Source organism: Rhodococcus yunnanensis NBRC 103083 (assembly GCF_001895005.1).
GTDB classification, from domain to species: domain Bacteria; phylum Actinomycetota; class Actinomycetes; order Mycobacteriales; family Mycobacteriaceae; genus Rhodococcoides; species Rhodococcoides yunnanense.
On the sequence record NZ_BCXH01000002.1, the window covers coordinates 224,858 to 248,183 of the forward strand.

A 23,326-nucleotide genomic window follows, 5' to 3' on the forward strand; every position below is an offset into this window, starting at 1 on the left:
CCTTTCCTCGGGCGATCAGCCGAGAATCTCCGGCAGCGCGACGGTCTCACCGAGCACGTGCTCCGCCAGGAATGCGAACACCACCTCGTACCAGATTTTCGCGTGCTGGGGCGTCAGGATCCAGTGGTTCTCGGACGGGAAGTAGAGCAGCCGGTGATCGGTCTTGCCTTCGTCGTCAGCAGGAAGTCCCGACTCGCTGAGCAGCTCGTACCAGAGCCGCAACCCTTCGCCAATCGGTACGCGATAGTCCTTGTCTCCGTGGATGACGAGCATCGGAGTGGTGATGTCCGCGACGTAGAGATGGGGTGAATTCTCCACCGCCATCTCCGGCGTCATCTCGCGCCCCCAGTAGCACGCGACGTCGGTGGTCGGACCGAACTGGTCGAGTGCCCACAGGCTCGCGTGCGTGACGATGGCCTCGAACCTGTCGGTGTGTCCGGCGATCCAGTTGGCCATGTATCCGCCGAACGATCCACCCATGACCGCAGTGCGCGCGGCATCGATCTCGGGACGCTCGGCGGCGGCATCGGTGATCGACATCAGATCGGTGAACGGCTCCGCGCCCCACCTACCCCACCCGCGCTGGACGAAGTCCTGGCCGTATCCGGTCGACAGCGCCGGATCGGGCAGCAGGACGGCGTATCCCTGCGCGACCATCAGCCACGGATTCCATCGCCACGACCACGTGTTCCAGGATCCGAGCGGTCCCCCGTGCACCCACAGCAGCAGAGGCGCCCGATCGGCCTCGGACGCGCCGTGCGGCACTGCCAGCCATGCGCGCACTCGGTGGCCGTCGGCGGCGGTCGTCTCGATGTCGGTCAACGTCCCCGGCAGTTCGGGGAGCGGCCCCGTCAGTCGCAACTGCTGGACGGCACCGCTCACCGGATCGACACGCACCGGATGTGGCGGCTGCAGGTACGACGCCTCCAGCGCGAAGATCGAGCCGTCCGACCCGACCTGGACATGGGTATAGGCGGAATCGGTGTCAGTGAGCCTGGTCCACGATCGGTCACGAACGACGAAGATCGGCGCCCGCCCGTTCTCGTCGGCGACCACGAGAACGCCGCTGCCGTCCGGAAGCCATACCGGATCGACCGGCCACAGGTGAAAGTCCGGCGCTGACTCGGCCACCGAACCGTCGGCGAAAACCAACTGCTGCAGTGTCTTTCGCGGCGCTTGCTCGGGAGTGGTCACCGTTTCGCGGACGAAGACCACGCTCGATCCGTCCGGCGAGATGGCCGGTGAACCGAGATCTGCATCGACGTCGTCGACCAGGACGGTGCGCTCGCCGGACTGCAGGTCGATGCGGACCAATACCGTTCTCGACATGGCAAGGGCTCCGGGCACGGTCCATGTCGACACCGAGAAGGATCCATCGGCGCTGATGTCGTACGACGCTTCCTGCAGCGCACTGGCTGCGCCGGGAGTGACACGTCGAACAGCTGTGCCCGCCGCCCCGGCATACAGATGCGGAGTCGCAGGCCCGAGATCGTGATCCCAGTAGCGGACCGGGTAGCCCGAGTGCAGGATGGCCCCGACCTTGCCGTCCTTTCGTAAGGCGTGGAGTCTGTCGTCCTCGTCGTCCGTCGAGCCGGATGGATGGACGGACGAGGTTGCGATGAACTGCTCGGATCGAGCGGAGGTACGGATCCCCGAGAAGCCTGCGGGCCGACCGGCCACGACGGCGGCTTCCCCGCCCGAGGCCGGCAGCGACCAGATCGCGGCCGAGTCGTCGTCCTTCGGCGATCGACGGAGGAACAACAGATCCCCCGAGGCACCGAACGCCGGTCCGCTCTCCCCCGATGTGCTCCACGTCAACCGACGCGCATCCGAGCTGCCCGACAGATCGACCTCCCACAGCGCTCCGACGTACTTGGCGCCATCGGCGTCGGGTTCGGAGATCGTGACCACCACCCGGGACGAATCCTTGGCGACCGCAAGATCGGACACACGGGGCGCGGCGACGTACCGCGCAAGGTCGTCGAACATTCCGCCGGCGTGATCTGGCACAGGTGCGCACTCCTCGATCGATAACTTTTCGGGCCGAGCCGATGCTACGACGAGGTGGGGCCGAGCACTCAGTTCGGGCCGAGATCCTCCCGCAACTGGGTGAGAGTCCTGGCAAGGATTCGCGACACGTGCATCTGCGAGATGCCCATACGTTCGGCGATCTGCGTCTGCGTCATGGATCCGAAGAATCGGAGCACGACGATCTGACGTTCACGCTCGGGCAACTTCTCGAGCGCCGGGCGGACGGTGAGGTAGCTCTCCATCTTCTCGAGCTCGGGATCGTAGTCGCCGAGGGTGTCCATCAGCGGAAGACGATCCTCGCTGACGACCGAGTCCACCGACACGGTCTGGTAAGCACTGCGCGCGAGCAGAGCCTGCGACGCTTCCTTGACGTCGATGCCCAGCTCGACCGCGATCTCACTTGCAGTGGGAGCGCGCCCCAGCTTCTGCGACAACGTACCGACCGCGCCGGAGATCATGGAGTTGAGCTCCTTCATACGACGCGGTACCCGCACCGACCACCCGGCGTCGCGAAAGTACCGCCGCGCCTCGCCCATGATCGTCGGCACAGCGAAGGACACGAAGTCCGATCCACGTTCGATGTCGAATCGGTCGACGGCGTTGACCAATCCCAGGCGCGCGACCTGCAACAGATCCTCGTGCGCCTCGCCGCGCCCACCGAATCTACGAGCGATGTGCTCGGCGAGCGGCAAGCATCGGGTGATGATGCGGTCGCGTAGCACCGCGCGTTGCGGGGAGTCCTTGTCGAGCGCCTGCATCTCCTGGATGAGGGGTACTACTTCTTTGTAATCGTCCGACTGTCGCCGCGCAGTCTTCTCGTACGGCACTGGCACTAGAGGTTGCTCCTCCGCTTGACCACATCGACTGCCACGATATGACCTGCCTCGACGCCGTGTTCGCTCATCGAGATGGAATCGGTGAGAGTCTGCAGCACGTGCCACCCGAAACTGTCCTGCTTGGGCACCCGGTCGGGCACGAGTGTCGAGGTCGATGCGATTCTCATTCCACCATCGCTGACGATGAACGAGCACGTCAGCTCTGACCCCCGGACCGCTCCCGCGATCAATTCCGAACACACCTCGTCGACGACGAGTTTGATATCCGCAATGTCGTCGAGAGTGAAATCGGCCAGCACTGCCAGCGTTTCGGCAACGGCGCGAACGACGGGCAATTGTGCGGCGTCGGCGATCACCCGCAGCTCGACCGGCGCGCCGGAATTTCGTTCCAGCTCTTCGATCTTGCCGACGCCAGTCATCCGCACTCCCTATCAGTAACTCGAAAATCGATCAGGTCCGATGCCGAGCGAAGCCGACGAGAAAGAGAATACCCAGGCATCGGAAGTTCAATCCCGCTCGTACGCGAGTCGGCCCGGCGGCGGCGCTCACGAGAGCCTCGATCCCGTAGAAGGTGACGACGAACGCCAGCACTGGCACGATCACTTCTGTGGACTACACGGCGCAGCTGCGCGATCTTGCCCGGCGATGCGGAGTCTCCACTTCGTACCGTGGATGGGACCAGGCCGAACACTCGGTGTCCCAGGAGACACTGAGACGAATTCTCGACGCCCGTGGAATCGAGGCGGCAGACCAGGCGCACGTCGCTCGGTCGCTGGCAGACCTGGACGACGCGCCGTGGCGCAGAATGCTTCCCCCGGTGATCGTCACGGTCGCGGGCGTCAGCACCAGCGTCGAAGCCCATGTGCCACACGGTGATCCGATCGAGCTCACCCTGATCACCGAGGACGGCGATCGCGTCGAACTCCCCCAGGCTCAGGTATGGGTGGAGCCGCGGGAGGTCGACGGCGCACTCGTCGGCCGAGCCACGTTCGAGATCGGATCGCATGTTCCGATCGGGTGGCACACCCTGTCGGCTACCACCACAGCGGCGAGCGGCGAGGTCACGAAGTCCCAGTGCCCCGTGGCGGTGACTCCTGCGCGATCCTCCGCCAACGATGCCGTCACCGATCGACAACGTTCCGGCCTGCTGACGCAGCTGTATTCGCTGCGGTCGAACCGGTCGTGGGGTGTCGGCGACTACTCCGACCTCGCCGACCTGGCCTCGATCGCCGGGGAGAAGCACGGCTTCGACTACGTACTGGTCAATCCGTTGCACGCCAACCGTCCGGCACCGCCGGTGGAGGCTTCGCCGTACCTGCCGACAACCAGGCGGTTCTTCGACCCGATGTACATCCGCGTCGAGGACATCGAGGAGACGGCCTACCTTCCGCACGATCAGTACACCAAGGTTCGGCGATCGGCGGCGCACTTCGCCAAGGCAAACAAGCGAACCAAGCGGATCGAGCGAGACGCGTCATTCAGGGCGAAACTCGAGGCATTGAAGCGCGTGCATCGCGTCGAGCGGTCGGCGGCACGAGAAGCGGAGTTCCAGGCCTTCTGCACCCGCGAGGGATCGGGACTCGACGACTTCGCACTGTGGTGTGCGCTGGCCGAGAAGCATGCACCGACGAGCGAAATCTGGCTCGACCTGGCCTCGCATCCCGACACCGATCATGTCACCGCGTTGCGTGCGAAACTGGCCGTGCGCATCCACTTCCACAAGTGGTTGCAGTGGATCTGCGACGAGCAGCTCGCCCGCGCGCAACGAGTGGCGCGGCAGTCCGGAATGGACATAGGGATCATGCACGATCTCGCGGTCGGTGTGCATCGGTCCGGTGCGGATGCCTGGACGCTGGGTGATGCACTGACGTCGGGAGTCACCGTCGGGGCACCGCCGGACAATTTCAATCAGCAGGGCCAGAACTGGAATCAGCCACCGTGGAACCCGGATCGGCTACGCGAGTTGGGATATGCGCCGTACCGGGACATGCTGCGCACTGTCCTGCGGCATGCGGGCGGCGTGCGCGTCGACCACATCCTGGGGTTGTTTCGCCTGTGGTGGATTCCCGAGGGCTCGACATCGGCCGCGGACGGCGCCTACGTGACGTACGACCACGAGGCGCTCATCGGCATTCTCGTACTGGAGGCAGAACGTGCAGGTGCGGTCGTCGTCGGGGAAGACCTGGGGGTGTTCGAGCCGCATGTCCAGGAGTATCTCGGCAGCCGAGGACTGTTCGGTACCTCGATCCTGTGGTTCGAGAACGACGGAGACAGCCCGATCGCTCCGGAGGACTACCGCCGGCTGTGCCTGACATCGGTCACGACACACGATCTGCCGCCGACGGCCGGATATCTCCGCGGTGAACACATCGCGCTTCGTTCGAGATTGGGTCTGCTCGAACGTGATCTCGACGAAGAGATCGCCCGCGATGCCGCGGGCCGCGACGCGGTTCTCGACCTGGCGCGCGCACGCAATCTGCTCGCGGACGACGCGTCGGAGCAACAGACGATCGAGGCGCTGCATCGGTTGATTCAGCGCAGTCCGTCGGTGCTGCTGGGCATCGCGCTGGTCGATGCCGTCGGCGAGAATCGCATCCAGAATCAGCCGGGCACCGACGAAACGCAGTACGAGAACTGGCGTATCCCGCTCGCCGACGACAACAAGAAGGCGGTGTGGGTGGACGATCTCGTCGACCATCCGCGGTTGGTTTCGCTCGTGAAGGCCCTGCGTGCGGCTGCACCTCCCGAGTAGCCGCATAATCGAGAGATGGGACGAATAACGACTAGGCGGCCGGTTGTACGGGTGCGCGGGGTGCACTCGAGCACTCGGCCGGACACTCTTGTCGTCGAGGAGCCGCTGGAGATTCGAGTCGGCGGATCGGCCCTTGCGGTGACGATGCGTACCCCGGGGCACGATGTCGAACTCGCGCACGGGTTTCTGCTCACCGAGGGGGTCATCGACAGTCGTGAGGACATCGCTGTCGCGCGGTACTGCGACGGCGTCGACGACGCCGGGCAGAACACCTACAACGTCCTCGACATCACGTTGGCCGAGGGCGTCGCTCCGCCGCAGCCCGGTGTGGAGCGCAACTTCTACACGACGTCGTCGTGCGGAGTGTGCGGCAAGGGTTCGCTGGACGCGGTTCGGTTGAAGACGCGGCACTCCCCCGCCGGCGACGACGTCCGCATCAAGTCGTCGGTGCTGGTGTCCCTGCCGGACACCCTCCGCGAATCACAGAAGGTGTTCGACTCGACGGGAGGCCTCCATGCCGCCGCGTTGTTCGACCGCGACGGCCGGATGCTGGTTCTCCGCGAGGACATCGGTCGGCACAACGCCGTGGACAAGGTGGTCGGCTGGGCTACGGGTGATGGCCGGGTTCCGCTGCGGGGAACGGTGTTGATGGTCAGCGGACGAGCATCGTTCGAGCTCGCGCAGAAGGCGGTGATGGCCGGCATTCCCGTGCTCGCTGCGGTCTCGGCACCGTCCTCGCTCGCGGTGGATCTCGCGGAGGAATCCGGTCTGACGGTCGTCGGGTTCCTCCGCGGCGAGAACATGAATCTCTACTCGCACACCGATCGAATCGAGCGCTGAGCTGCTTCTTCGCGGACTTGTCGGCGTCGGCTACAGAAGCCGCGCTCCGGTCGCGTCCCTGACCTGCGCTTCGGACACGCCCGGCGCAGTCTCCACCAGCACGAGACCGTCGGCGGTGACGTCGAGAACCGCCATGTCGGTGATGATGCGCTGTACGCATCCCTTGCCGGTGAGAGGCAGGGTGCACTCGGCGAGAATCTTGGGTTCGCCCTTTTTCGAGACGTGTTCCATCATGACGATGACTCGCCTGGCGCCGTGCACGAGATCCATTGCGCCGCCCATACCTTTGACCATGTGTCCGGGGATCATCCAGTTCGCGAGATCGCCATGTTGGCTGACCTGCATCGCACCGAGCACCGCGACGTCCACCTGACCGCCCCTGATCATTCCGAACGACTGTGCGGAGTCGAAGTACGACGCACCGGGAAGGACGGTGATGGTCTCTTTCCCGGCATTGATGATCTCAGGATCGAGTTCTTCCTCGGTCGGGTACGGCCCGACGCCCAGGACTCCGTTCTCGGAGTGAAGGATGACCGTGATGTCGGTCGGTAGGTAGTTGGGGACGAGCGTCGGCATCCCGATTCCGAGATTGACGTATTCGCCGTCGTTCAGTTCCCGGGCTACGCGAGCGGCCATCTGCTCGCGGGTCAGTGTTGCGATCGTCTCGGTCATGCGCGCACCGTCCTCTGTTCGATTCCTACCGTGACCTTGCCGACGTGCACGACGCGCTGCACGTGGATGCCCGGTGTGTGAATGTCGTCGGGACCGATCTCACCCGGTTCGACGAGGTGCTCGACCTGCGCGATGGTGATGCGACCCGACGCCGCAGCGGGCGGGTTGAAGTTGCGCGCGCTGGCGTGGAAGACGAGGTTTCCGTGGCGGTCGCCCTTCCAGGCATGGACAAGCGCGTAGTCCGCAACGATCCCGCGTTCCATCACATAGGTGACGCCGTCGAACAGGCGCGTTTCCTTCGGCGGGCTCGCGACCGCGATGCCCCCTGACCCGTCGTAACGCAACGGCAGCCCGCCGTCGGCAACCTGGGTGCCGACGCCTGCCGGGGTGAAGAACGCCGGTATCCCCGCGCCGCCTGCTCGCAGCCGTTCGGCGAGCGTGCCCTGCGGCGTCAGCTCCACTTCGAGTTCACCGGACAGGTACTGCCGGGCGAACTCCTTGTTGGACCCGACGTACGAGCTGATGGTGCGCCTGATCCGGTGCTGCTCGAGCAGCACGCCGAGGCCGAAACCATCGGTACCGCAGTTGTTGCTGATGATCTCGAGATCCTTGGCACCTTGGTTCAGCACCGCATCGATCAGTACTTCGGGAACGCCGACGAGACCGAAGCCTCCGACAGCGAGGGACACGCCGTCCGGCAGATCGGCCACGGCGTGCGCGGCGCTTGCTACCACTTTGTCCATCATGCACACGACCATACCCAATTTCGTACGTCATGTGAACACTTCGCCGCTGTGCGAACATTCTCCCTCGAATCGTTGCCCCGATCCCCACCTGCGACCTAAGATGGTTCGCATAGCGGCCGATCGTCCACATAACGAACACAGCCCCTGCCGAACAACCGGGAGGAACCGAAGAACCCATGACCGAACCGCACGGCCCATCCCCCGACTACGTCCAGTCCCTCGCCCGAGGACTCGCGGTGATCCGCGTGTTCGACGCGCAACACCCACGCAGAACGCTGTCCGACGTCGCGAAGTCGACCGATCTGACTCGTGCGACCGCCCGCAGATTCCTACTCACTCTCGTCGAGTTGGGGTACGTCCGTAGCGACGGCTCTCTCTTCTGGCTGACGCCCAAGGTTCTCGAACTCGGGTACAGCTATCTGTCGAGCCTGTCGCTCCCCGACGTCGCAGGTCCGCATCTGGAGGCATTGGCCGCACAGATTCACGAGTCGTCGTCGGTGTCGATTCTGGACGGCGACGACGTCGTGTACGTCGCCCGTGTTCCGGTCAGCAGAATCATGACGGTCGCGATCACGATCGGCACCAGATTTCCCGCCTTCGCGACCTCGATGGGCCGAGTCCTGTTGGCAGGATTGCCCTCCGACCAACTCGACGACTACCTGTCGCGGGTTCGCCTCACACCGCTGACCGGCAGAACGATCACCGACGCGTCCGCGCTGCGCGACGAACTCATCGAGGTGAGCGCTCAGGGCTACTGCCTGGTGGATCAGGAACTCGAGGAAGGTCTCCGGTCGATCGCCGCGCCGATTCGCGACAGTGCAGGCGCCGTCGTCGCGGCCGCGAACGTGTCCACCCAAGCCGCACGGCATTCCGCCGACGCGGTACGCGAACATCTCCTGCCCGCACTCCTACACGCCGCTGCTTCCATCGAGACCGACATGTACCGCGTTCACTCACAATCAACCGATCACAGAGGAAATCTTCATGCCTGACGCCGTCATCTGCGAACCGCTTCGCACCCCCGTCGGACGCTTCGGCGGCGTCTTTCGTGACATCACGCCCGAGGCTCTCGCCGCAACCGTCATCCGCGAACTCGTCGCACGCACCGGGATGACCGGCTCCGACATCGACGACGTGATTCTGGGCCAGGCGTCGCCGAACGGTGATGCACCCGCGATCGGTCGGGTGGCCGCACTCGATGCCGGGCTCGGTGTCGAGGTCCCCGGCCAGCAGGTCGACCGCAGGTGCGGATCCGGGCTGCAAGCGGTGCTGCAGGCGGTGCTGCAGGTGCAGTCCGGCGGCAGCGATCTGGTGCTCGCAGGCGGGGTCGAAAGCATGAGCCAGGCCGAGTTCTACGCAACCGGGATGCGGTGGGGCGTCAAAGCCGAGGCCGTCGCACTGTCCGACAGGCTCGCACGCGCGCGAGTCACCGCGGGCGGCAAGAACTTTCCGGTCCCCGGAGGGATGATCGAGACGGCCGAGAACCTGCGGGAGGAGTTCGGGATCAGCCGTGAGGATCAGGACAGCCTGGCCGTGCTGTCGCATCAGCGCGCCGTTGCCGCCCAGAAGAACGGCGTCTTCGCCGAAGAGATCGTCGCGGTCGAAGTACCGCAGCGCAGGTCCGACCCGCTGATCGTCGACACCGACGAGCATCCCCGCGCCGACACCACTGTCGAAACCCTGTCGAAGTTGCGTGCGATCCGCGGCGCGATCGACCCTGACTCGACCGTCACCGCAGGCAACGCGAGTGGGCAGAACGACGGCGCGGCCTTGGCGATCGTCACGACTCCCGAGAAGGCGGCTGCGCTGGGACTGCGTCCGCTGGCGCGGTTGGTGAGCTGGGCCGTCGCAGGTGTGCCGCCGCGAACGATGGGCATCGGACCGGTCCCCGCCAGCGAGAAGGCACTGGGGCGCGCCGGGTTGAGCCTGGCCGACATGGGCGTCATCGAACTCAACGAGGCATTCGCAGCACAGACGTTGGCGGTTCTGCGGACGTGGGGCGTGGAACCGGACGACACGCGCCTGAACCCGAACGGATCGGGCATCTCGCTCGGACACCCCGTCGGTGCGACCGGCGGCCGGATCTTGGCAACGCTTCTCCGCGAGATGCAGCGACGCGAGACGCGCTACGGTCTCGAGACCATGTGCATCGGAGGCGGGCAGGGACTGGCGGCGGTCTTCGAACGACTCGCCTAGCTCTTCGCTCTGTCGACGTGACCGAGGTCGCGCTCCGGCGCGACTCGGTCACGCACCAGCTGCTTCAACGTGGTGATCTCCGGAAATCCGTTGCGCTCCTTACGGTCCCAGACCAGGTTGCCGTCGACTTCGACGCGAAATATTCCGCCGGTCCCGGGAATCAGCGCCACTTCACCGAGTTCGCGCCCGAAGGTGTTCAGTAGCTCCTGCGCCATCCACCCTGCGCGCAGCAACCATTGGCATTGTGTGCAGTACTCGATGGTCACTCTGTTGAGGGCGGTCATAGCCGTTCATCCTGCCCGTGTCCGGGCCGCACCGCGATGTCGATGCCACCGGCGGTGACCTACGCCATAGCGCGCGGCTCGGGGCGAGAGTGAGCACGCACGAAAAGGCCCGGTCATCGAAAGCGATGACCGGGCCTTTTCGTGGTTGTCGACTACGCCGACTTGTCGCGGCGTTCCGGCCGCTCGGGCTTGCGCGGCACGATGGTCGGGAGCACATTGTCGTTGACGGTTTCCGAGGTCACGACGACCTTGGCCACGTCGTCTCGACTCGGAATGTCGAACATCACCGGGTTGAGCACCTCTTCGAGGATCGCGCGCAGACCACGAGCACCGGTTCCCCGCAGAATGGCCTGGTCGGCGATCGCTTCGAGGGCGTCCTTGGTGAACTCGAGCTCGACGTTGTCCATCTCGAACAAGCGGCTGTACTGCTTGACCAGAGCGTTCTTCGGCTCGGACAGGATCGTCACGAGCGATTCCTTGTCCAAATTGGTCACCGAAGCGACGACGGGAAGCCGGCCGATGAACTCGGGGATCAGACCGAACTTGATCAGATCCTCGGGCATGACCTCGGCGAAGTGATCCTGGGTGTCGATCTCGGCCTTCGACCGAACCTCGGCACCGAAACCGAGACCACGCTTGCCGATGCGGTCCGACACGATCTTCTCGAGACCGGCGAAGGCACCGGCGACGATGAAGAGCACGTTGGTCGTGTCGATCTGGATGAATTCCTGATGCGGGTGCTTGCGTCCACCCTGCGGCGGCACACTCGCCTGAGTACCTTCGAGAATCTTCAGCAGTGCCTGCTGAACGCCCTCGCCGGACACATCACGCGTGATCGACGGGTTCTCGCTCTTACGGGCGATCTTGTCGACCTCGTCGATGTAGATGATTCCCGTTTCGGCGCGCTTGACGTCGTAGTCCGCAGCCTGGATCAGCTTCAGCAAGATGTTCTCGACGTCCTCGCCGACGTAACCCGCCTCGGTCAACGCGGTTGCGTCGGCGATGGCGAACGGAACGTTCAGCATCTTCGCGAGCGTCTGCGCCAGATACGTCTTTCCGCACCCGGTCGGGCCGAGCATCAGAATGTTGGACTTGGCCAACTCGACAGTCTCACCGCGAGCATCGCGCGCCTTGTCGCCTGCCTGAATGCGCTTGTAGTGGTTGTAGACGGCAACGGCCAGAGTGCGCTTGGCGGTGTCCTGGCCGATCACGTAGTTCTCGAGGAAGTCTCGAATCTCGGAAGGCTTCGGCAGGTCGTCGAGCTTGACCTCGCTCGACTCCGCGAGCTCCTCCTCGATGATCTCGTTGCACAGGTCGATGCACTCATCGCAGATGTACACACCGGGCCCTGCAATGAGCTTCTTCACCTGCTTCTGGCTCTTACCGCAGAAAGAGCATTTCAGCAGATCGCCACCGTCACCGATGCGTGCCATTGTCGAGGTTCCTACTTCCTTGTCCGCGTCCGACCGACGAACATCCCTGCGGATGTCCCTCTGCCCAGTGCAACTTCTCGGTCCAGAGTCTTCGAGCCCTCATGCGACCGTACCCGCGTTCACCGAACATGGGTGAGTTGTTTCCGGTGATTCGCCGCCCGAATTATTCGATGTTCGAATCCGAGCGGTTTCACATCGACCAAGTGCCATACCGACAATCGATTCGCCACCGCCGAAGCGTTACGAATCGCTCTTCACCGTGTCGGGCGAGCCGTGGGACTCGCCCGACACCGGGAACGGTCCTGCGAAGATACCCGTTGGGGACTACTTCTGTGCCGACAACTTCCGGTACTCGAACACCGTGTCGATGATCCCGTAGTCCTTGGCCTGCTCGGCCGTCAGGATCTTGTCGCGGTCGGTGTCCTTGCGGATGACATCGGGGTCCTTGCCCGTGTGACGCCCGAGCGTGGTCTCCATGAGGCGACGCATGCGCTCGATTTCCGCTGCCTGAATCTCCAGGTCGGAGACCTGCCCTTGGATTCCACCGCTCGCGGGCTGATGAATCAGCACACGGGCGTTGGGGAGGGCGGCACGCTTACCCGGTGTTCCGGCGGCGAGCAGCACAGCAGCGGCAGACGCTGCTTGCCCGAGGCAGACGGTCGCCACATCTGCGCGGACGTACTGCATCGTGTCGTAGATCGCCATCAACGAGGTGAACGATCCACCGGGTGAGTTGATGTACATCGTGATGTCGCGGTCGGGGTCGAGGCCCTCGAGCACGAGCAGCTGCGCCATGACGTCGTTCGCCGACGCGTCGTCGACCTGAACGCCGAGGAAGATGATGCGCTCCTCGAAGAGCTTGTTGTACGGATTCGACTCCTTCACTCCGTAGCTGGAGTGCTCGACGAAGGAAGGCAGGATGTACCGCGAAGACGGCATCTGGTTGGGGTCGAACAGGTTTGTCATCGTTTCTCCAAGATGTGGGTGATCGAGGGTCCTCTGGTACCGGGCGATCTACTCGCCGATCCCACCCGCCTGCGCAGCGCGCGAGACGACGTGATCGACGAAGCCGTATTCCTTCGCAGCGGCCGCGGTGAACCAGCGGTCGCGGTCGGAGTCCTCGGTGATCTGCTCGACGGTCTGACCGGTGTGCAGTGCGATGAGCTCGGCCATCTCACGCTTGGTGTGTGCGAACTGCTCGGCCATGATGGCGATGTCGCTTGCGCTACCGCCGATTCCTGCCGACGGCTGGTGCATCATGATGCGTGCGTGCGGGAGCGCGTAACGCTTGCCCTTGGCTCCTGCCGAGAGCAGGAACTGCCCCATGGACGCGGCAAGCCCCATTCCGTAGGTTGCGACGTCGCACTCGGCAAATTCCATCGTGTCGAAGATGGCCATTCCCGCGGTGACCGAGCCACCGGGCGAGTTGATGTAGAGCGCGATGTCGCGAGTGGGATCTTCGGCGGAAAGAAGAAGAATCTGTGCGCACAACTTGTTGGCGATGTCATCGTCGACCTGAGTACCGAGGAAGATGATTCGCTCGCGAAGCAGACGCTCGTACACGGAGTCGCTGAGATTCAGACCAGAGGAGGCCGAAGTCATGACGGGACTCTGCTGGTGCGAAGCCGCCGGATTCTGAACAGTCACGGTACCTGCCTTTTCCATACGATCGTTGGTTCCTGATACAGACACTAACGAAAGACGGCGGCCCCGGAGTCCCGGAACCGCCGTCGTTCGCTGTCAGCGTTACTTCTCTTGTTCACCCTCGGCAGAATCGCCTGCTGCAGGCTCTTCTGCTTCTGCGGGGCTACCGAAAAGCTCGGAAGTGTCGATGTCCGCGCCTGCGGTGTCGGTGACCTTGACGCGGTCGACTACGGAGGCGAGGGCCTTGCCACGACGCACGTCGGCGAAGACGGCACCGAGCTGGTTGGCCTGCTGAACCTGCTGGATGAACTCCTCCGGCGAGATGCCGTAGCGCTGCGCCTGGAAGATGATCCGCTCGGTCAGTTCGTCCTGGCCGACCTGGGTTCCCTCGGCCTCGGCGATGGCGTCGAGGAGCAGCTGGGTACGCACCGACTTCTCGGCGCCTTCCTTGACGTCCTTGTCGAACTCTTCGCGGCTCGAACCCTGCGACTCGAGCAGCTCGGCGAGCTTGGCTTCGTCGTGATCGAGACCGTGGATGGCCTCGTGGACCTGAGAGTCGACCTCCGCCTTGACGACGGCCTCGGGGGCCGGGATGTCGAGGGTCTCGAGAAGCGTTTCGAGGACCTTGTCGCGAATCTGGCCTGCCTGCTCGACCTTCTTGACTCGCTCGACGCGTGTCTTCAGATCGGCGAGCAGCTCGTCGATGGTGTCGAACTCGCTGGCGAGCTGCGCGAACTCGTCGTCGGCCTCGGGAAGCTCGCGCTCCTTGACCGAGACGACCTTGACGGTGACGACAGCTTCCTTGCCTGCGTGCTCACCTGCAACCAGTGTCGAGGTGAAGTCCTTCGACTCGTCGACGGAGACTCCGACGATCGCGTCGTCGAGTCCCTCGATGAGCTGACCCGATCCGACCTCGTGCGAGAGGCCGGTGGCCGACGCCTCTTCGACGGTCTCGCCGTCGACCGTGGCGGACAGGTCGATGGAGACGAAGTCACCTGTCTGCACCGGACGGTCGGCGCCGGTGAGGGTGCCGAACCGCTGACGCAGCGACTGCAGCTGCTCGTCGACGGCCTCGTCGGTGATCTCCAACGGGTCGACCGTGACGCTGATGGTCGAGTAGTCGGGAAGTGCGATCTCGGGGCGTATGTCGACCTCGGCGGTGAACGTGAGCTCGTCGCCGTCCTCGATCTTGGTGACCTCGATGTCCGGCTGGCCGATGACCTTGATCTGCTCGGTGGTCACAGCCTCGGAGTAGCGAGCCGGAAGTGCGTCGTTGACGACTTGCTCGAGCACGGCGCCGCGGCCGACACGAGCTTCGAGAAGCTTGGCCGGTGCCTTACCCGGACGGAACCCGGGGAGGCGGATCTGCTGCGCGAGTGCCTTGTAGGCGCGGTCGAAATCAGGCTTGAGCTCCTCGAAGGGCACCTCAACGTTGATACGGACTCGCGTCGGGCTGAGCTGCTCGACGGTGCTCTTCACGGGACATGCTCCTTCTGGTGGTCTTGCCTTGCTGTCTTCTCGTAGCTCACCGTTACTCGCAGCGAGCCGGTCGATGCCATACCGCTGGACCCGATTCGGGTCCAGCTCTTCTTGTCGGGGTGACAGGAATTGAACCTGCGACCCTCCGCTCCCAAAGCGGATGCGCTACCAAGCTGCGCCACACCCCGTCGTACACCATTCCGTACCCGTGATCACGCTACAGGCACCCGTTCAACGTACAGGCACCATTGAACAGCAGACACCACCGGCACCCCACACAGGGCCACCGTTTCCGTCTCCGCAGACTCTACATCCAGGCGGTTTGTAATCTCGAAGCGAGGTTATGTAGAGTTTCGAAACGCAAGCGACGAACACGGCGATCCCGTGGAGTCGCTCGCATGCCGATGTAGCTCAATGGTAGAGCCCCTGTCTTCCAAACAGGCTACGCGAGTTCGATTCTCGTCATCGGCTCAGAAGATCAGCCCGGTCCCGCACTGCGGGGCCGGGCTTTTTCGTCGCCGAAGCCGCCCACCCCTTCGTGGCAGTGGGGCTCGGTCAGATACGTATCCCGTCGTACAGAGCCAGGCCGACAGCCTGGTCGCCGACTATGTCGAGGGTCTCCAGCGGTCTCCTGCGCCACACCGTGAGCAGCAGATCCTGCGCGGATCCGCGCAGCGCGACGTCGCCTTTGCGATGTTCGTGCGAGACGACGACGGTGTCTCCGGTGAAATCCAGGAACAATTCCATCCCGGTTCCGTCGTCGGTGTGCAGGTGGACGGTGCGTCCGGCCAGATCGGGCACACGATCGATCGGGACCCGCGTCAGGAACGCCTCTGCCCACTCGGCGATTCCATCAGCGGCGCCACCGGGGTCAGCGGGGTCCGGCTCGGGTCCGCCGCGTGCATGGACCGCGTCCTGTGCGTCGAAGCGGTGCACGGTCACCTCGTGAAGTTGCCGGCGAACCCAGTAGTCCGCGGTCCCGACCCCGGCCCACGTCGCCACCGCACGGTTCATCTCTACGCGGCGGTACGCATCGAGCACGGCTTCGGCTGCCTCCCGGTAGTCATCGAGAACCCGCGGTCCTCGCTCCGGGCGTTCCACTGCAGCAATGACTTTCGCCATTCCGTCGTCCGCGGGCGAATCGAGCGCAGCACGTGCCATGCGATGGACGAACGTGACGTGCCTGACCAATTTCTCCACGGTCCAGTCGGGCATCGAGGGCACCGGAGTACTCGCGTCGTCCAGCGTGAGAGATCCCATACGGCCACACTCGGCTGCCAGTAGTTCCAATTGCTGATCTGCGGTCATAGTGGCCGATCCTGCCCGCACCGGGCCACATTCGCGGGACGATCGACCGCGTATCGTGAAAGTGTCCGTTTTGTCCGTGGGGGTAGGCGGTGTCGTGGACCCCCTGAAAGCACCCCCGCAAGGGGTCGACTCGGAAGGGGCACCCGACGTGGAAGCTCTCCTACTCGTCGTCATCGTCGTGGCCGCCGTCGTGTATCTGGTGGTGCGCAGCCAGAAGAACTCCGCCGCCAGGACGGCGAACACCCTCGACGACGCGAAAGCCGACGCGCGGCAGTCCATCGAACGGCTCGCCGGGCAGATCTACAACCTCACCGGGACCGACACCGCGTCCAGGCAGGCGCTGGCGGACGCGTCGGAACGCAATATCGCGGCAGGATCGCAGATCGACCAGGCGAAGACACCCGAACAGGCCCGGCTCGCCAAACAGACCGCACTCGAAGGCCTCTACTACATTCGCGCGGCACGACTCGCGATGGGAATGGATCCAGGCCCCGAGATCCAAGGCATCGACGGCCAGAAGTCCGCAGGACACGTCACCGAGGATCGCAAGGTCGACTTCGAGGGCCGCCAGGTGGAGGCGTCACCGAATCCGTCGGACCGCACCCCCAACTACTACCCGGGCGGACGCGTCGCCGGTCGCTCGGTGCCGGCCGGCTGGTACTCCGAGCCGTGGTGGCGACCCGCGCTCGTCGCCGGGGCCTGGGGCGTCGGCTCGATGTTTCTGTTCTCGGCCATGTTCTCGGGAATGGCAGGCGTTCCGTACGACCAGCAGGGCTTCGAGCAAGGCACGGGCGATGGCTCAGAAGGCGGCGGTTCAGAAGGCGATGGTTACGGGGCCGACGGTTCCGACGGCGGCGGTGACTCGGGTGATGGAGGCGGCGGTGACGACTGGGGCAGTAACGACTGGGGCGGCGGAGACATCGGCGGAGGCGATATGGGAGGCATGGACTTCTAGGTCGGGGGCACGGCCTACTAGGTCGCCTGACAGACCGGACACCAGAAGAGGTTTCGTGCCTGCATGACCGAGTGCGCGATCTCTGTCCCGCACACGCGGCAAGGACGCCCCGCCCTGCGATAGACGTAGGTGCGGGGGCGTTTCGGTCCGTAGCCGGCTTCGCCGTGGTCGTCCTCGGGACGAATGGTGATGATCTTGCCCCGTCGCACACCGATCTTCATGAGTTCGACGAGATCGAGCCAGAGGGCATCCCACTCGGAATGATCGAGGTCCTTACCCGGTCGCATGGGATTGATCTCGTGCCGGAACAATATCTCGGCTCGGTAGACGTTGCCGACACCTGCCAGGACCTTCTGATCCATCAGCAGCGTACCGATCGGTGTGCGGGACTTGACGATTCGAGTCCATGCACGTTCGGGGTCGGCGTCTCGGCGGAGAGGGTCGGGCCCGAGCCGCCCGAGGAGGTCGTCCACCTGCTGCTCTGTGTAGATCTCGCAGGCAGTCGGGCCCCGAAGGTCCGTTCCGTACTGCTCCCCCACCATCCGGAGCCGGACGGCCCCGACCGGATCGTCGAGCGGCACAGCATGTTCGGTGAATTTGCCGTACAAACCCAGATGGATGTGCACGATCAGGTCGGACTCGTACCGGTGAAGAAGATGCTTCCCCCACGCCTCGGCCCGTGTCAGCACCAGGCCGTCGATCAGCGCGGCACCGGAAGTGAACCGCCCCTGTGGGCTGCTCACCTCGACCGGTGCCCCGCCGAACCGTCGTTGATGCAACCGAGCGAGTCGGTGCAGAGTGTGCCCCTCCGGCACAGTTACGCGGGCTTTCCAGGCACCTCGGGTGCTTCGCCGCTTCGCTCGTACTCGGAGAGGATGTCGATGCGGCGCTGGTGCCGCTCTTCACCCGAGAACGGTGTGCCCAGGAACGCGTCGACGATCGCGAGAGCCTCGGGAAGTGTGTGCATACGGCCGCCGATACCGATCAGCTGCGCATCGTTGTGCTCGCGGGCCAATTTCGCGGTCTCGACGCTCCACGCGAGGGCGCACCGCGCGCCGGGCACCTTGTTCGCGGCGATCTGTTCTCCGTTGCCGGATCCACCGAGAACCAGGCCGCGGCTACCTGGATCAGCGACGACACGGCGTGCAGCGTCGATGCAGAAGGCGGGGTAGTCGTCGACAGGGTCGTAGTCGAATGCACCGCAGTCCACGGGCTCGTGCCCGGTGGCGGTGAGGTGTTCGATGATCTGATTCTTGAACTCGAGACCGGCATGGTCTGCACCCAGGTATACGCGCATGCCTAGAGTCTGACAGGTGGATGCGCGCGCTGAAAACATGGTCGCCGGTGTCGACGGTGCGAAAGGCCGGTGGGTGGTCGCGATCTTCGACGGCGAACGCGTCGCATGGTCGGTTGCCGCAGACGTCGAGTCGGTACTGACAGCAACGGCAGATACCGTCGCGGTCGGCGTGGACATGCCGCTGTCCATGCCCGGATCCGGCTATCGGACAAGCGAATCGGAGGCGAAATCGTTCCTGGGTTCGGCCCGGTCGTCGATCTTCCACACCCCGGTGAGTGCGGTTCTCGATGCCGATACCTACGCGGACGCCTGCAGGATTTCTCGATCGATCACGGGCAAGGCCATCAGCAAGCAGACGTGGCATCTGCTCCCCGCGGTGAGGGCGTGGCGTGAGGCGGAGTTCGACGTCGATCGCGTCGTCGAGGTGCATCCGGAATGTTCGTTCCGGATGATGTCGCCGGAGACAGCGTTCGCGTCGAAGAAATCGGCACGGGGTGTCGGGCAGCGGCTCGCAGCGCTCGGAATGTGGATCGATCCACACAATCTCTTCGAGGGCCTGGCGGGACTGCCGGCTGGACCCGTCGTCGACGACGCACTCGATGCCGCCGCGGCTGCGTGGTCGACGTGGCGATACAGCAGAGGCGAGCACCGCGCCTTCGGCACGCTCACCGCAACCGACCGAATAGTCGCCTGAGTCAGGCGGCCATTCGGTCGGCGAACATGCTCAGTCGAACTGGGGATCCTCGTTGCGGGTGCGCTTGAGCTCGAAGAAGTGCGGGTACGACGCGAAGATCACCGACGCGTCCCACAGCTTGCCCGCCTCTTCCCCGCGCGGGATGCGTGAGATGACAGGGCCGAAGAATGCAACGCCGTTGACATGGATCGTCGGGGTCCCGACGTCGGGACCGACCTTGTCCATGCCTGCGTGGTGGCTGGTACGCAGGGCCTCGTCGAACTCGGTGCTGTCGGCGGCCTTCGCGAGCTCTGCCGGCAGACCAACCTCGGCCAAAGACTGCTCGATGACCTCGGTGAAGTCCTTGTTACCACCGTTGTGGATGCGGGTACCGAGCGCGGTGTAGAGCGGCGACAGAATCTGATCGCCCTCGGACTTGGCCGCGGCGATGGCGACACGAACCGGCCCCCACGCCTTCTTCATCATTTCCTGGTACTGCTCGGGCAGGTCACGACCCTCGTTGAGAACCGCGAGGGACATCACGTGGAAATTGACGTCGATGTCGCGGACCTTCTCGACCTCGAGAATCCACCGGGAGGTGATCCAGCACCACGGGCACAGTGGATCGAACCAGAAATCTGCTGTGTCCTTCTGTGCGCTCTCGCTCACGTGTCACTCCTTCGCTACGGGTTCGGTGTCGTCCGAGTAGGCAACCTCGAAAGGCGCCTGCGCATTCCTCGGCCTCCCTCGTCCAGCATGCACGACCGCACTCGTGATGGGATGGTGCGATCAATCGTTCCTACCCGAGAAGGTGTTTACGTCTGTGGTTGCTCCCAACCTGACCCGCGACCAAGCCGCGACGCGGTCTACCGTGCTCGGCAATCCCACCTATTCGATAGTCCTCGATCTCACCGACGGCTCGGGCAACCCGAGCGAGAAGACGTTCCTGTCGACGACGACCATCGCGTTCACGGCGACCGCTGGTTCGTCCTCGTTCGTCGACATCGTCGCCGAGGGAATCAGGTCCGCCACACTCAACGGAACCGAACTTGCCGTCGACGACTACGACGAAGAGACCGGAATCGTGTTGAGCAATCTCGCCGAGACCAACAGCCTCGTCGTCGTCGCCGACTGTGCCTACTCGCACACAGGTGAAGGACTGCACCGGTTCGTCGATCCCACCGACGAGTCGGTGTACCTGTACTCACAGTTCGAAACCGCCGACGCCAAGCGGATGTTCGCGTGCTTCGACCAGCCCGATCTGAAGGCGACGTTCGATCTGTCGGTCACCGCGCCCGAGAGCTGGACGGTCATCTCCAACTCCGCGCACGCAGCCGAGCCCTCGGCAGGTGAGCACGTCTTCGAGACCACCCCGCTCATGAGCACCTACCTCGTCGCCCTCATCGCAGGCCCCTACGCCGAGTGGACCGACAGCTACAGCGACGATCACGGCACGATCCCACTCGGCATCTACTGCCGTGCATCGCTCGCGGAGCACATGGACGCCGAACGCCTGTTCACCGAGACGAAGCAGGGATTCGGCTTCTACCACGCCAATTTCGGCACTCCCTACGCCTTCGGGAAGTACGACCAGCTGTTCGTCCCGGAGTTCAACGCGGGCGCGATGGAGAACGCCGGAGCGGTCACCTTCCTCGAGGACTACGTCTTCCGCAGCAAGGTCACTCGCGCCTCCTACGAGCGGCGCGCCGAGACGGTCCTGCACGAGATGGCGCACATGTGGTTCGGTGACCTCGTCACGATGACGTGGTGGGACGACCTGTGGCTCAACGAGTCGTTCGCCACGTTCGCGTCGGTGCTCTGTCAGTCCGAGGCAACCGAATACACCAACGCGTGGACCACGTTCGCGAATGTCGAGAAGTCGTGGGCCTACCGTCAGGACCAGCTGCCCTCGACGCACCCCATCGCCGCCGATATACCCGATCTCGCAGCAGTCGAGGTCAACTTCGACGGCATCACCTACGCCAAGGGCGCATCCGTCCTGAAGCAGCTGGTGGCCTACGTCGGCAAGGACGACTTCCTGGCGGGCTTGCGCAGCTACTTCGTCGACCACGCTTTCGGAAACGCGACGTTCTCGGATCTGCTTGCCGCACTGGAGAAGTCCTCGGGACGCGATCTGTCCGATTGGGGCAACCAATGGCTGCGGACCACCGGCCTGAACACGCTCAGCCCGGATTTCGACGTCGACGCCGCCGGCAATTTCACCCGGTTCGCCGTCCTGCAGAGCGGCGCCGAGCCCGGCGCCGGTGAACGACGCGTCCACCGGATCGCCATCGGAATCTACGACGACGAGGATGGCAAGCTCGTCCGCACCACGCGCGTCGAACTCGACCTCGACGCGGCCGAGAGCACCGATGTTGCCGAGCTGGTGGGCGTTTCACGCGGCAAGCTCGTCCTCGTCAACGACGACGATCTGACCTATTGCTCGGTCCGCCTCGACCCGGAGTCTCTCGAGACGTTGGTCGCTCGGATCGGGGATATCGGTGAATCGCTCCCTCGCACTCTCGCATGGTCCGCGGCGTGGGAGATGACGCGGCAGGCCGAGATGAAGGCACGCGATTTCGTCGCGCTCGTCCAGCGCGGCATCGCTGCCGAGACCGAGGTCGGCGTCGTACAGCGCTTGCTGTTGCAGGCTCAGACCGCGATCAGCAGCTACGCCGAGCCCGGCTGGGCCGGCGAGCACGGTCAGCCGGAATTCGCCGACACCGTCCTGCGGCTCGCTCGCGCCGCGGACGCCGGTTCCGATCATCAGCTCGCGTTCGTCAACTCGCTCGCCGGTTCCGTGCTCACCGGCCGCCACGTCGAGGTCCTGCAGGCGTTGCTCGCAGGCGACGTGTCCGGCCAGGACCTGGACGGGCTCGAGATCGACACCGACCTGCGGTGGCGGTTGGTGTCCGCGCTGGCAGCCGCGGGCGCGATCGACAGCGACGGCACGGCATCACCGGTCATCGATGCCGAGGCGGCCAAGGACAACACGGCAGCAGGCGCTCGGTCGGCCGCAGCAGCGCGCGCGGCGCGTCCGGATGCCGCGGTCAAGGAACAGGCATGGGCGACGGTCGTCGACGACGACTCCGTTCCCAACATCACGGCGCGTTCGATCATCGGCGGTTTCGCCGGGCCAGGGCAGGCCGAGCTACTGGAGCCGTACGTGAACCGCTACTTCGAGGCCATCGAGGGCGTGTGGGCGCGCAGGTCGAGCGAGGTCGCGCAGACCGTGGTGGTCGGGCTGTACCCGTCATGGTCGATCGGTGCCGAATCGGTCGCCGCCGCGGATCGGTTCCTCGGGAAGGATCTGCCGCCTGCGTTGCGCCGTCTGGTGATCGAGGGTCGGGCGGGGATCGTCAGATCGCTCGCGGCCCGCGAGTTCGACGCCAGCTGACACCAAGCCCGTGCGCGGACAGTTACGTTCCAACGCAACTGCCCGCGCACGGGTTTCAGGACTACGGGCTGACGATCGCCGCAGCCATGACGCGTACCGAGCTGACCAGTCCGTCGATCAGGTTGCCGTCGCGAAACGGACCGACGGCTGCGGTGACACCCAACTGGGCGACACGGTTGGTTGCACGGTCGGACACGCGACGGCCGGTGCGGATCTCGATCGCCTTGTTGTTCGGATCGACGGCGATGAGCACCGAGCGGACTGCGTCGGGCGTTCCAGGAAACACTGCGTCGGCCCCGGCTGCTACGTCCGCGCCGAGGTCGCCGACGTAGACGTTGAAGCGGATCTGCGTGGCGCGTGTTGCCTCGGCGAGAGCGTCGTCGAGCGCGACGAGGTCCTGGGTCGCGAACGGAAGGTGCGCCGGATTTGGCGTGCCGAACTCGTGGCTTGCCGAGACGCGTCCGCTCGAGGTGAGCGCAGACCCGTAGGGCAGGTCGTCTTCGTCGACGTGGGTATGAACCAATTCACCACTTGCCACTTGCCGAACCTCCGATCGAATCGACCGTGGAGCCGTGCGAGCCGTGGCCACCGTGCGGTGTCACCTCGTCCGTCGCGCTCCACAGCACAGGGCCACGTGTCCACTTGTCGGTCAACCGGTAGGGCGTGATGTCCAATCCCGGCTGCCTGTCGGCAACGTAGGACAGCGCGCCGATGATTCCGACGATCGCGATCGGAATCACCCCGAATATCAGCGAGGTCTCGAGAATGCTCACAGGGTGTGAC

The 23,326-nt window shown here is 64.6% G+C and carries 24 protein-coding genes and 2 tRNA genes; 8 read left to right on the plus strand and 18 right to left on the minus strand.

Features of this window, described 5'->3' with window-relative positions:
• Nucleotides 1-15 precede the first annotated feature (15 nt).
• The 4 genes from RY1_RS05365 to RY1_RS29900 form a co-directional block, all read right to left on the minus strand.
• Entirely contained in the window at nt 16-1,989 is a 1,974-nt protein-coding gene (locus RY1_RS05365) for a S9 family peptidase (protein ID WP_072802687.1), read from the minus strand.
• A gap of 89 nt (nt 1,990-2,078) precedes the next feature.
• Nucleotides 2,079-2,864, minus strand: a complete 786-nt coding sequence (locus RY1_RS05370) for a SigB/SigF/SigG family RNA polymerase sigma factor (RefSeq protein WP_072802500.1) — start codon at nt 2,862-2,864, stop codon at nt 2,079-2,081.
• The gene (locus RY1_RS05375) at nt 2,864-3,286 is read right to left on the minus strand and encodes an anti-sigma factor (RefSeq protein ID WP_072802501.1); all 423 of its coding nucleotides are present in this window, start codon (nt 3,284-3,286) and stop codon (nt 2,864-2,866) included. Before RY1_RS05375 ends, RY1_RS05370 begins: the two co-directional genes overlap by 1 nt.
• 31 nt (nt 3,287-3,317) lie before the next feature.
• A complete protein-coding gene (locus tag RY1_RS29900) occupies nt 3,318-3,470 on the minus strand; it encodes a hypothetical protein (protein ID WP_156376378.1) in 153 nt (50 codons plus the stop codon).
• Nucleotides 3,471-3,474: 4 nt separating this feature from the next.
• On the opposite strand from RY1_RS29900, the gene malQ reads away from it, so the two are divergent.
• Together malQ and fdhD are read left to right on the plus strand one after the other, a co-directional pair.
• Nucleotides 3,475-5,619 carry a 4-alpha-glucanotransferase gene (gene malQ / locus RY1_RS05380; RefSeq protein WP_072802688.1) on the plus strand — a complete coding sequence of 715 codons (2,145 nt, stop codon included), beginning with the start codon at nt 3,475-3,477 and terminating at the stop codon, nt 5,617-5,619.
• A gap of 15 nt (nt 5,620-5,634) precedes the next feature.
• Nucleotides 5,635-6,459 (plus strand): formate dehydrogenase accessory sulfurtransferase FdhD, encoded by an 825-nt coding sequence (fdhD, locus tag RY1_RS05385; RefSeq protein ID WP_072802502.1) that lies wholly within the window; start codon nt 5,635-5,637, stop codon nt 6,457-6,459.
• 30 nt (nt 6,460-6,489) lie between these two features.
• On the opposite strand, the gene RY1_RS05390 is transcribed toward fdhD, so the two are convergent.
• The gene (locus RY1_RS05390; RefSeq protein ID WP_072802503.1) at nt 6,490-7,131 is read right to left on the minus strand and encodes a CoA transferase subunit B; all 642 of its coding nucleotides are present in this window, start codon (nt 7,129-7,131) and stop codon (nt 6,490-6,492) included.
• On the minus strand, nt 7,128-7,874 hold the full coding sequence (locus tag RY1_RS05395) for a CoA transferase subunit A (protein WP_072802689.1): 747 nt from the start codon (nt 7,872-7,874) through the stop codon (nt 7,128-7,130). Before RY1_RS05395 ends, RY1_RS05390 begins: the two co-directional genes overlap by 4 nt.
• 179 nt (nt 7,875-8,053) lie before the next feature.
• On the opposite strand from RY1_RS05395, the gene RY1_RS05400 reads away from it, so the two are divergent.
• Both RY1_RS05400 and RY1_RS05405 read left to right on the plus strand, forming a co-directional pair.
• Nucleotides 8,054-8,869, plus strand: a complete 816-nt coding sequence (locus tag RY1_RS05400; RefSeq protein WP_072802504.1) for an IclR family transcriptional regulator domain-containing protein — start codon at nt 8,054-8,056, stop codon at nt 8,867-8,869.
• Entirely contained in the window at nt 8,862-10,073 is a 1,212-nt protein-coding gene (locus tag RY1_RS05405) for an acetyl-CoA C-acetyltransferase (protein WP_072802505.1), read from the plus strand. Before RY1_RS05400 ends, RY1_RS05405 begins: the two co-directional genes overlap by 8 nt.
• Here the strand turns inward: RY1_RS05405 and RY1_RS05410 are convergent.
• From RY1_RS05410 to RY1_RS05435, 6 genes are all read right to left on the minus strand, one after another.
• A complete protein-coding gene (locus RY1_RS05410) occupies nt 10,070-10,357 on the minus strand; it encodes an Rdx family protein (protein WP_072802506.1) in 288 nt (95 codons plus the stop codon). The two genes, RY1_RS05405 and RY1_RS05410, sit on opposite strands and share 4 nt — an antisense overlap.
• Before the next feature lie 152 nt (nt 10,358-10,509).
• Nucleotides 10,510-11,790 carry an ATP-dependent Clp protease ATP-binding subunit ClpX gene (gene clpX / locus RY1_RS05415; protein ID WP_072802507.1) on the minus strand — a complete coding sequence of 427 codons (1,281 nt, stop codon included), beginning with the start codon at nt 11,788-11,790 and terminating at the stop codon, nt 10,510-10,512.
• Nucleotides 11,791-12,114: 324 nt separating this feature from the next.
• Nucleotides 12,115-12,756 carry an ATP-dependent Clp protease proteolytic subunit gene (locus tag RY1_RS05420; protein ID WP_072802508.1) on the minus strand — a complete coding sequence of 214 codons (642 nt, stop codon included), beginning with the start codon at nt 12,754-12,756 and terminating at the stop codon, nt 12,115-12,117.
• A gap of 48 nt (nt 12,757-12,804) precedes the next feature.
• Complete coding sequence (locus RY1_RS05425; protein ID WP_072802509.1) at nt 12,805-13,455, minus strand: ATP-dependent Clp protease proteolytic subunit; 651 nt, start codon at nt 13,453-13,455, stop codon at nt 12,805-12,807.
• Between the two features lie 81 nt (nt 13,456-13,536).
• The gene (tig, locus tag RY1_RS05430; RefSeq protein ID WP_072802510.1) at nt 13,537-14,913 is read right to left on the minus strand and encodes a trigger factor; all 1,377 of its coding nucleotides are present in this window, start codon (nt 14,911-14,913) and stop codon (nt 13,537-13,539) included.
• 114 nt (nt 14,914-15,027) lie between these two features.
• Nucleotides 15,028-15,101: transfer RNA gene (locus tag RY1_RS05435), tRNA-Pro, on the minus strand.
• A gap of 212 nt (nt 15,102-15,313) precedes the next feature.
• Between RY1_RS05435 and RY1_RS05440 the strand changes: the two genes are divergently transcribed.
• Nucleotides 15,314-15,384: transfer RNA gene (locus RY1_RS05440), tRNA-Gly, on the plus strand.
• Nucleotides 15,385-15,468: 84 nt separating this feature from the next.
• On the opposite strand, the gene RY1_RS05445 is transcribed toward RY1_RS05440, so the two are convergent.
• Nucleotides 15,469-16,221, minus strand: a complete 753-nt coding sequence (locus tag RY1_RS05445) for a maleylpyruvate isomerase family mycothiol-dependent enzyme (protein WP_072802511.1) — start codon at nt 16,219-16,221, stop codon at nt 15,469-15,471.
• A gap of 148 nt (nt 16,222-16,369) precedes the next feature.
• Here RY1_RS05445 and RY1_RS05450 point away from each other — a divergent pair, with 148 nt between their 5' ends.
• Nucleotides 16,370-17,176 carry a hypothetical protein gene (locus RY1_RS05450; protein WP_072802690.1) on the plus strand — a complete coding sequence of 269 codons (807 nt, stop codon included), beginning with the start codon at nt 16,370-16,372 and terminating at the stop codon, nt 17,174-17,176.
• A 17-nt stretch (nt 17,177-17,193) separates the two neighbouring features.
• Here RY1_RS05450 and RY1_RS05455 read toward each other — a convergent pair whose 3' ends face one another.
• Both RY1_RS05455 and RY1_RS05460 read right to left on the minus strand, forming a co-directional pair.
• On the minus strand, nt 17,194-17,991 hold the full coding sequence (locus RY1_RS05455) for an Fpg/Nei family DNA glycosylase (protein ID WP_072802512.1): 798 nt from the start codon (nt 17,989-17,991) through the stop codon (nt 17,194-17,196).
• A 2-nt stretch (nt 17,992-17,993) separates the two neighbouring features.
• On the minus strand, nt 17,994-18,473 hold the full coding sequence (locus tag RY1_RS05460; protein ID WP_032379225.1) for a ribose-5-phosphate isomerase: 480 nt from the start codon (nt 18,471-18,473) through the stop codon (nt 17,994-17,996).
• A gap of 16 nt (nt 18,474-18,489) precedes the next feature.
• Here RY1_RS05460 and RY1_RS05465 point away from each other — a divergent pair, with 16 nt between their 5' ends.
• Nucleotides 18,490-19,167 (plus strand): DUF429 domain-containing protein, encoded by a 678-nt coding sequence (locus RY1_RS05465; protein WP_245819497.1) that lies wholly within the window; start codon nt 18,490-18,492, stop codon nt 19,165-19,167.
• Between the two features lie 30 nt (nt 19,168-19,197).
• Here RY1_RS05465 and RY1_RS05470 read toward each other — a convergent pair whose 3' ends face one another.
• Nucleotides 19,198-19,815 (minus strand): mycothiol-dependent nitroreductase Rv2466c family protein, encoded by a 618-nt coding sequence (locus RY1_RS05470; RefSeq protein ID WP_072802514.1) that lies wholly within the window; start codon nt 19,813-19,815, stop codon nt 19,198-19,200.
• 154 nt (nt 19,816-19,969) lie between these two features.
• On the opposite strand from RY1_RS05470, the gene pepN reads away from it, so the two are divergent.
• Nucleotides 19,970-22,543, plus strand: a complete 2,574-nt coding sequence (pepN, locus tag RY1_RS05475; protein ID WP_139279730.1) for an aminopeptidase N — start codon at nt 19,970-19,972, stop codon at nt 22,541-22,543.
• 61 nt (nt 22,544-22,604) lie between these two features.
• Here the strand turns inward: pepN and RY1_RS05480 are convergent, their stop codons facing one another.
• Nucleotides 22,605-23,081 (minus strand): DUF5130 family protein, encoded by a 477-nt coding sequence (locus RY1_RS05480; protein WP_072802516.1) that lies wholly within the window; start codon nt 23,079-23,081, stop codon nt 22,605-22,607.
• A complete protein-coding gene (gene ctaJ, locus RY1_RS05485; RefSeq protein ID WP_072802517.1) occupies nt 23,068-23,316 on the minus strand; it encodes an aa3-type cytochrome oxidase subunit CtaJ in 249 nt (82 codons plus the stop codon). The genes RY1_RS05480 and ctaJ overlap by 14 nt, the downstream gene beginning before the upstream one ends.
• Nucleotides 23,317-23,326 lie beyond the last annotated feature (10 nt).

Bases quoted from the DNA above. Each gene is read 5' to 3' on its own strand.
- RY1_RS05460 (WP_032379225.1), bottom strand. From the start codon at position 18,473: ATGCGCGTATACCTGGGTGCAGACCATGCCGGTCTCGAGTTCAAGAAT.
- fdhD (WP_072802502.1), top strand. From the start codon at position 5,635: ATGGGACGAATAACGACTAGGCGGCCGGTTGTACGGGTGCGCGGGGTG.
- RY1_RS05375 (WP_072802501.1), bottom strand. From the start codon at position 3,286: ATGACTGGCGTCGGCAAGATCGAAGAGCTGGAACGAAATTCCGGCGCG.
- RY1_RS05425 (WP_072802509.1), bottom strand. From the start codon at position 13,455: ATGGAAAAGGCAGGTACCGTGACTGTTCAGAATCCGGCGGCTTCGCAC.
- RY1_RS05405 (WP_072802505.1), top strand. From the start codon at position 8,862: ATGCCTGACGCCGTCATCTGCGAACCGCTTCGCACCCCCGTCGGACGC.
- RY1_RS05420 (WP_072802508.1), bottom strand. From the start codon at position 12,756: ATGACAAACCTGTTCGACCCCAACCAGATGCCGTCTTCGCGGTACATC.
- RY1_RS05365 (WP_072802687.1), bottom strand. From the start codon at position 1,989: ATGTTCGACGACCTTGCGCGGTACGTCGCCGCGCCCCGTGTGTCCGAT.
- clpX (WP_072802507.1), bottom strand. From the start codon at position 11,790: ATGGCACGCATCGGTGACGGTGGCGATCTGCTGAAATGCTCTTTCTGC.
- RY1_RS05395 (WP_072802689.1), bottom strand. From the start codon at position 7,874: ATGGACAAAGTGGTAGCAAGCGCCGCGCACGCCGTGGCCGATCTGCCG.
- RY1_RS05390 (WP_072802503.1), bottom strand. From the start codon at position 7,131: ATGACCGAGACGATCGCAACACTGACCCGCGAGCAGATGGCCGCTCGC.
- RY1_RS05410 (WP_072802506.1), bottom strand. From the start codon at position 10,357: ATGACCGCCCTCAACAGAGTGACCATCGAGTACTGCACACAATGCCAA.
- RY1_RS05445 (WP_072802511.1), bottom strand. From the start codon at position 16,221: ATGACCGCAGATCAGCAATTGGAACTACTGGCAGCCGAGTGTGGCCGT.
- RY1_RS05400 (WP_072802504.1), top strand. From the start codon at position 8,054: ATGACCGAACCGCACGGCCCATCCCCCGACTACGTCCAGTCCCTCGCC.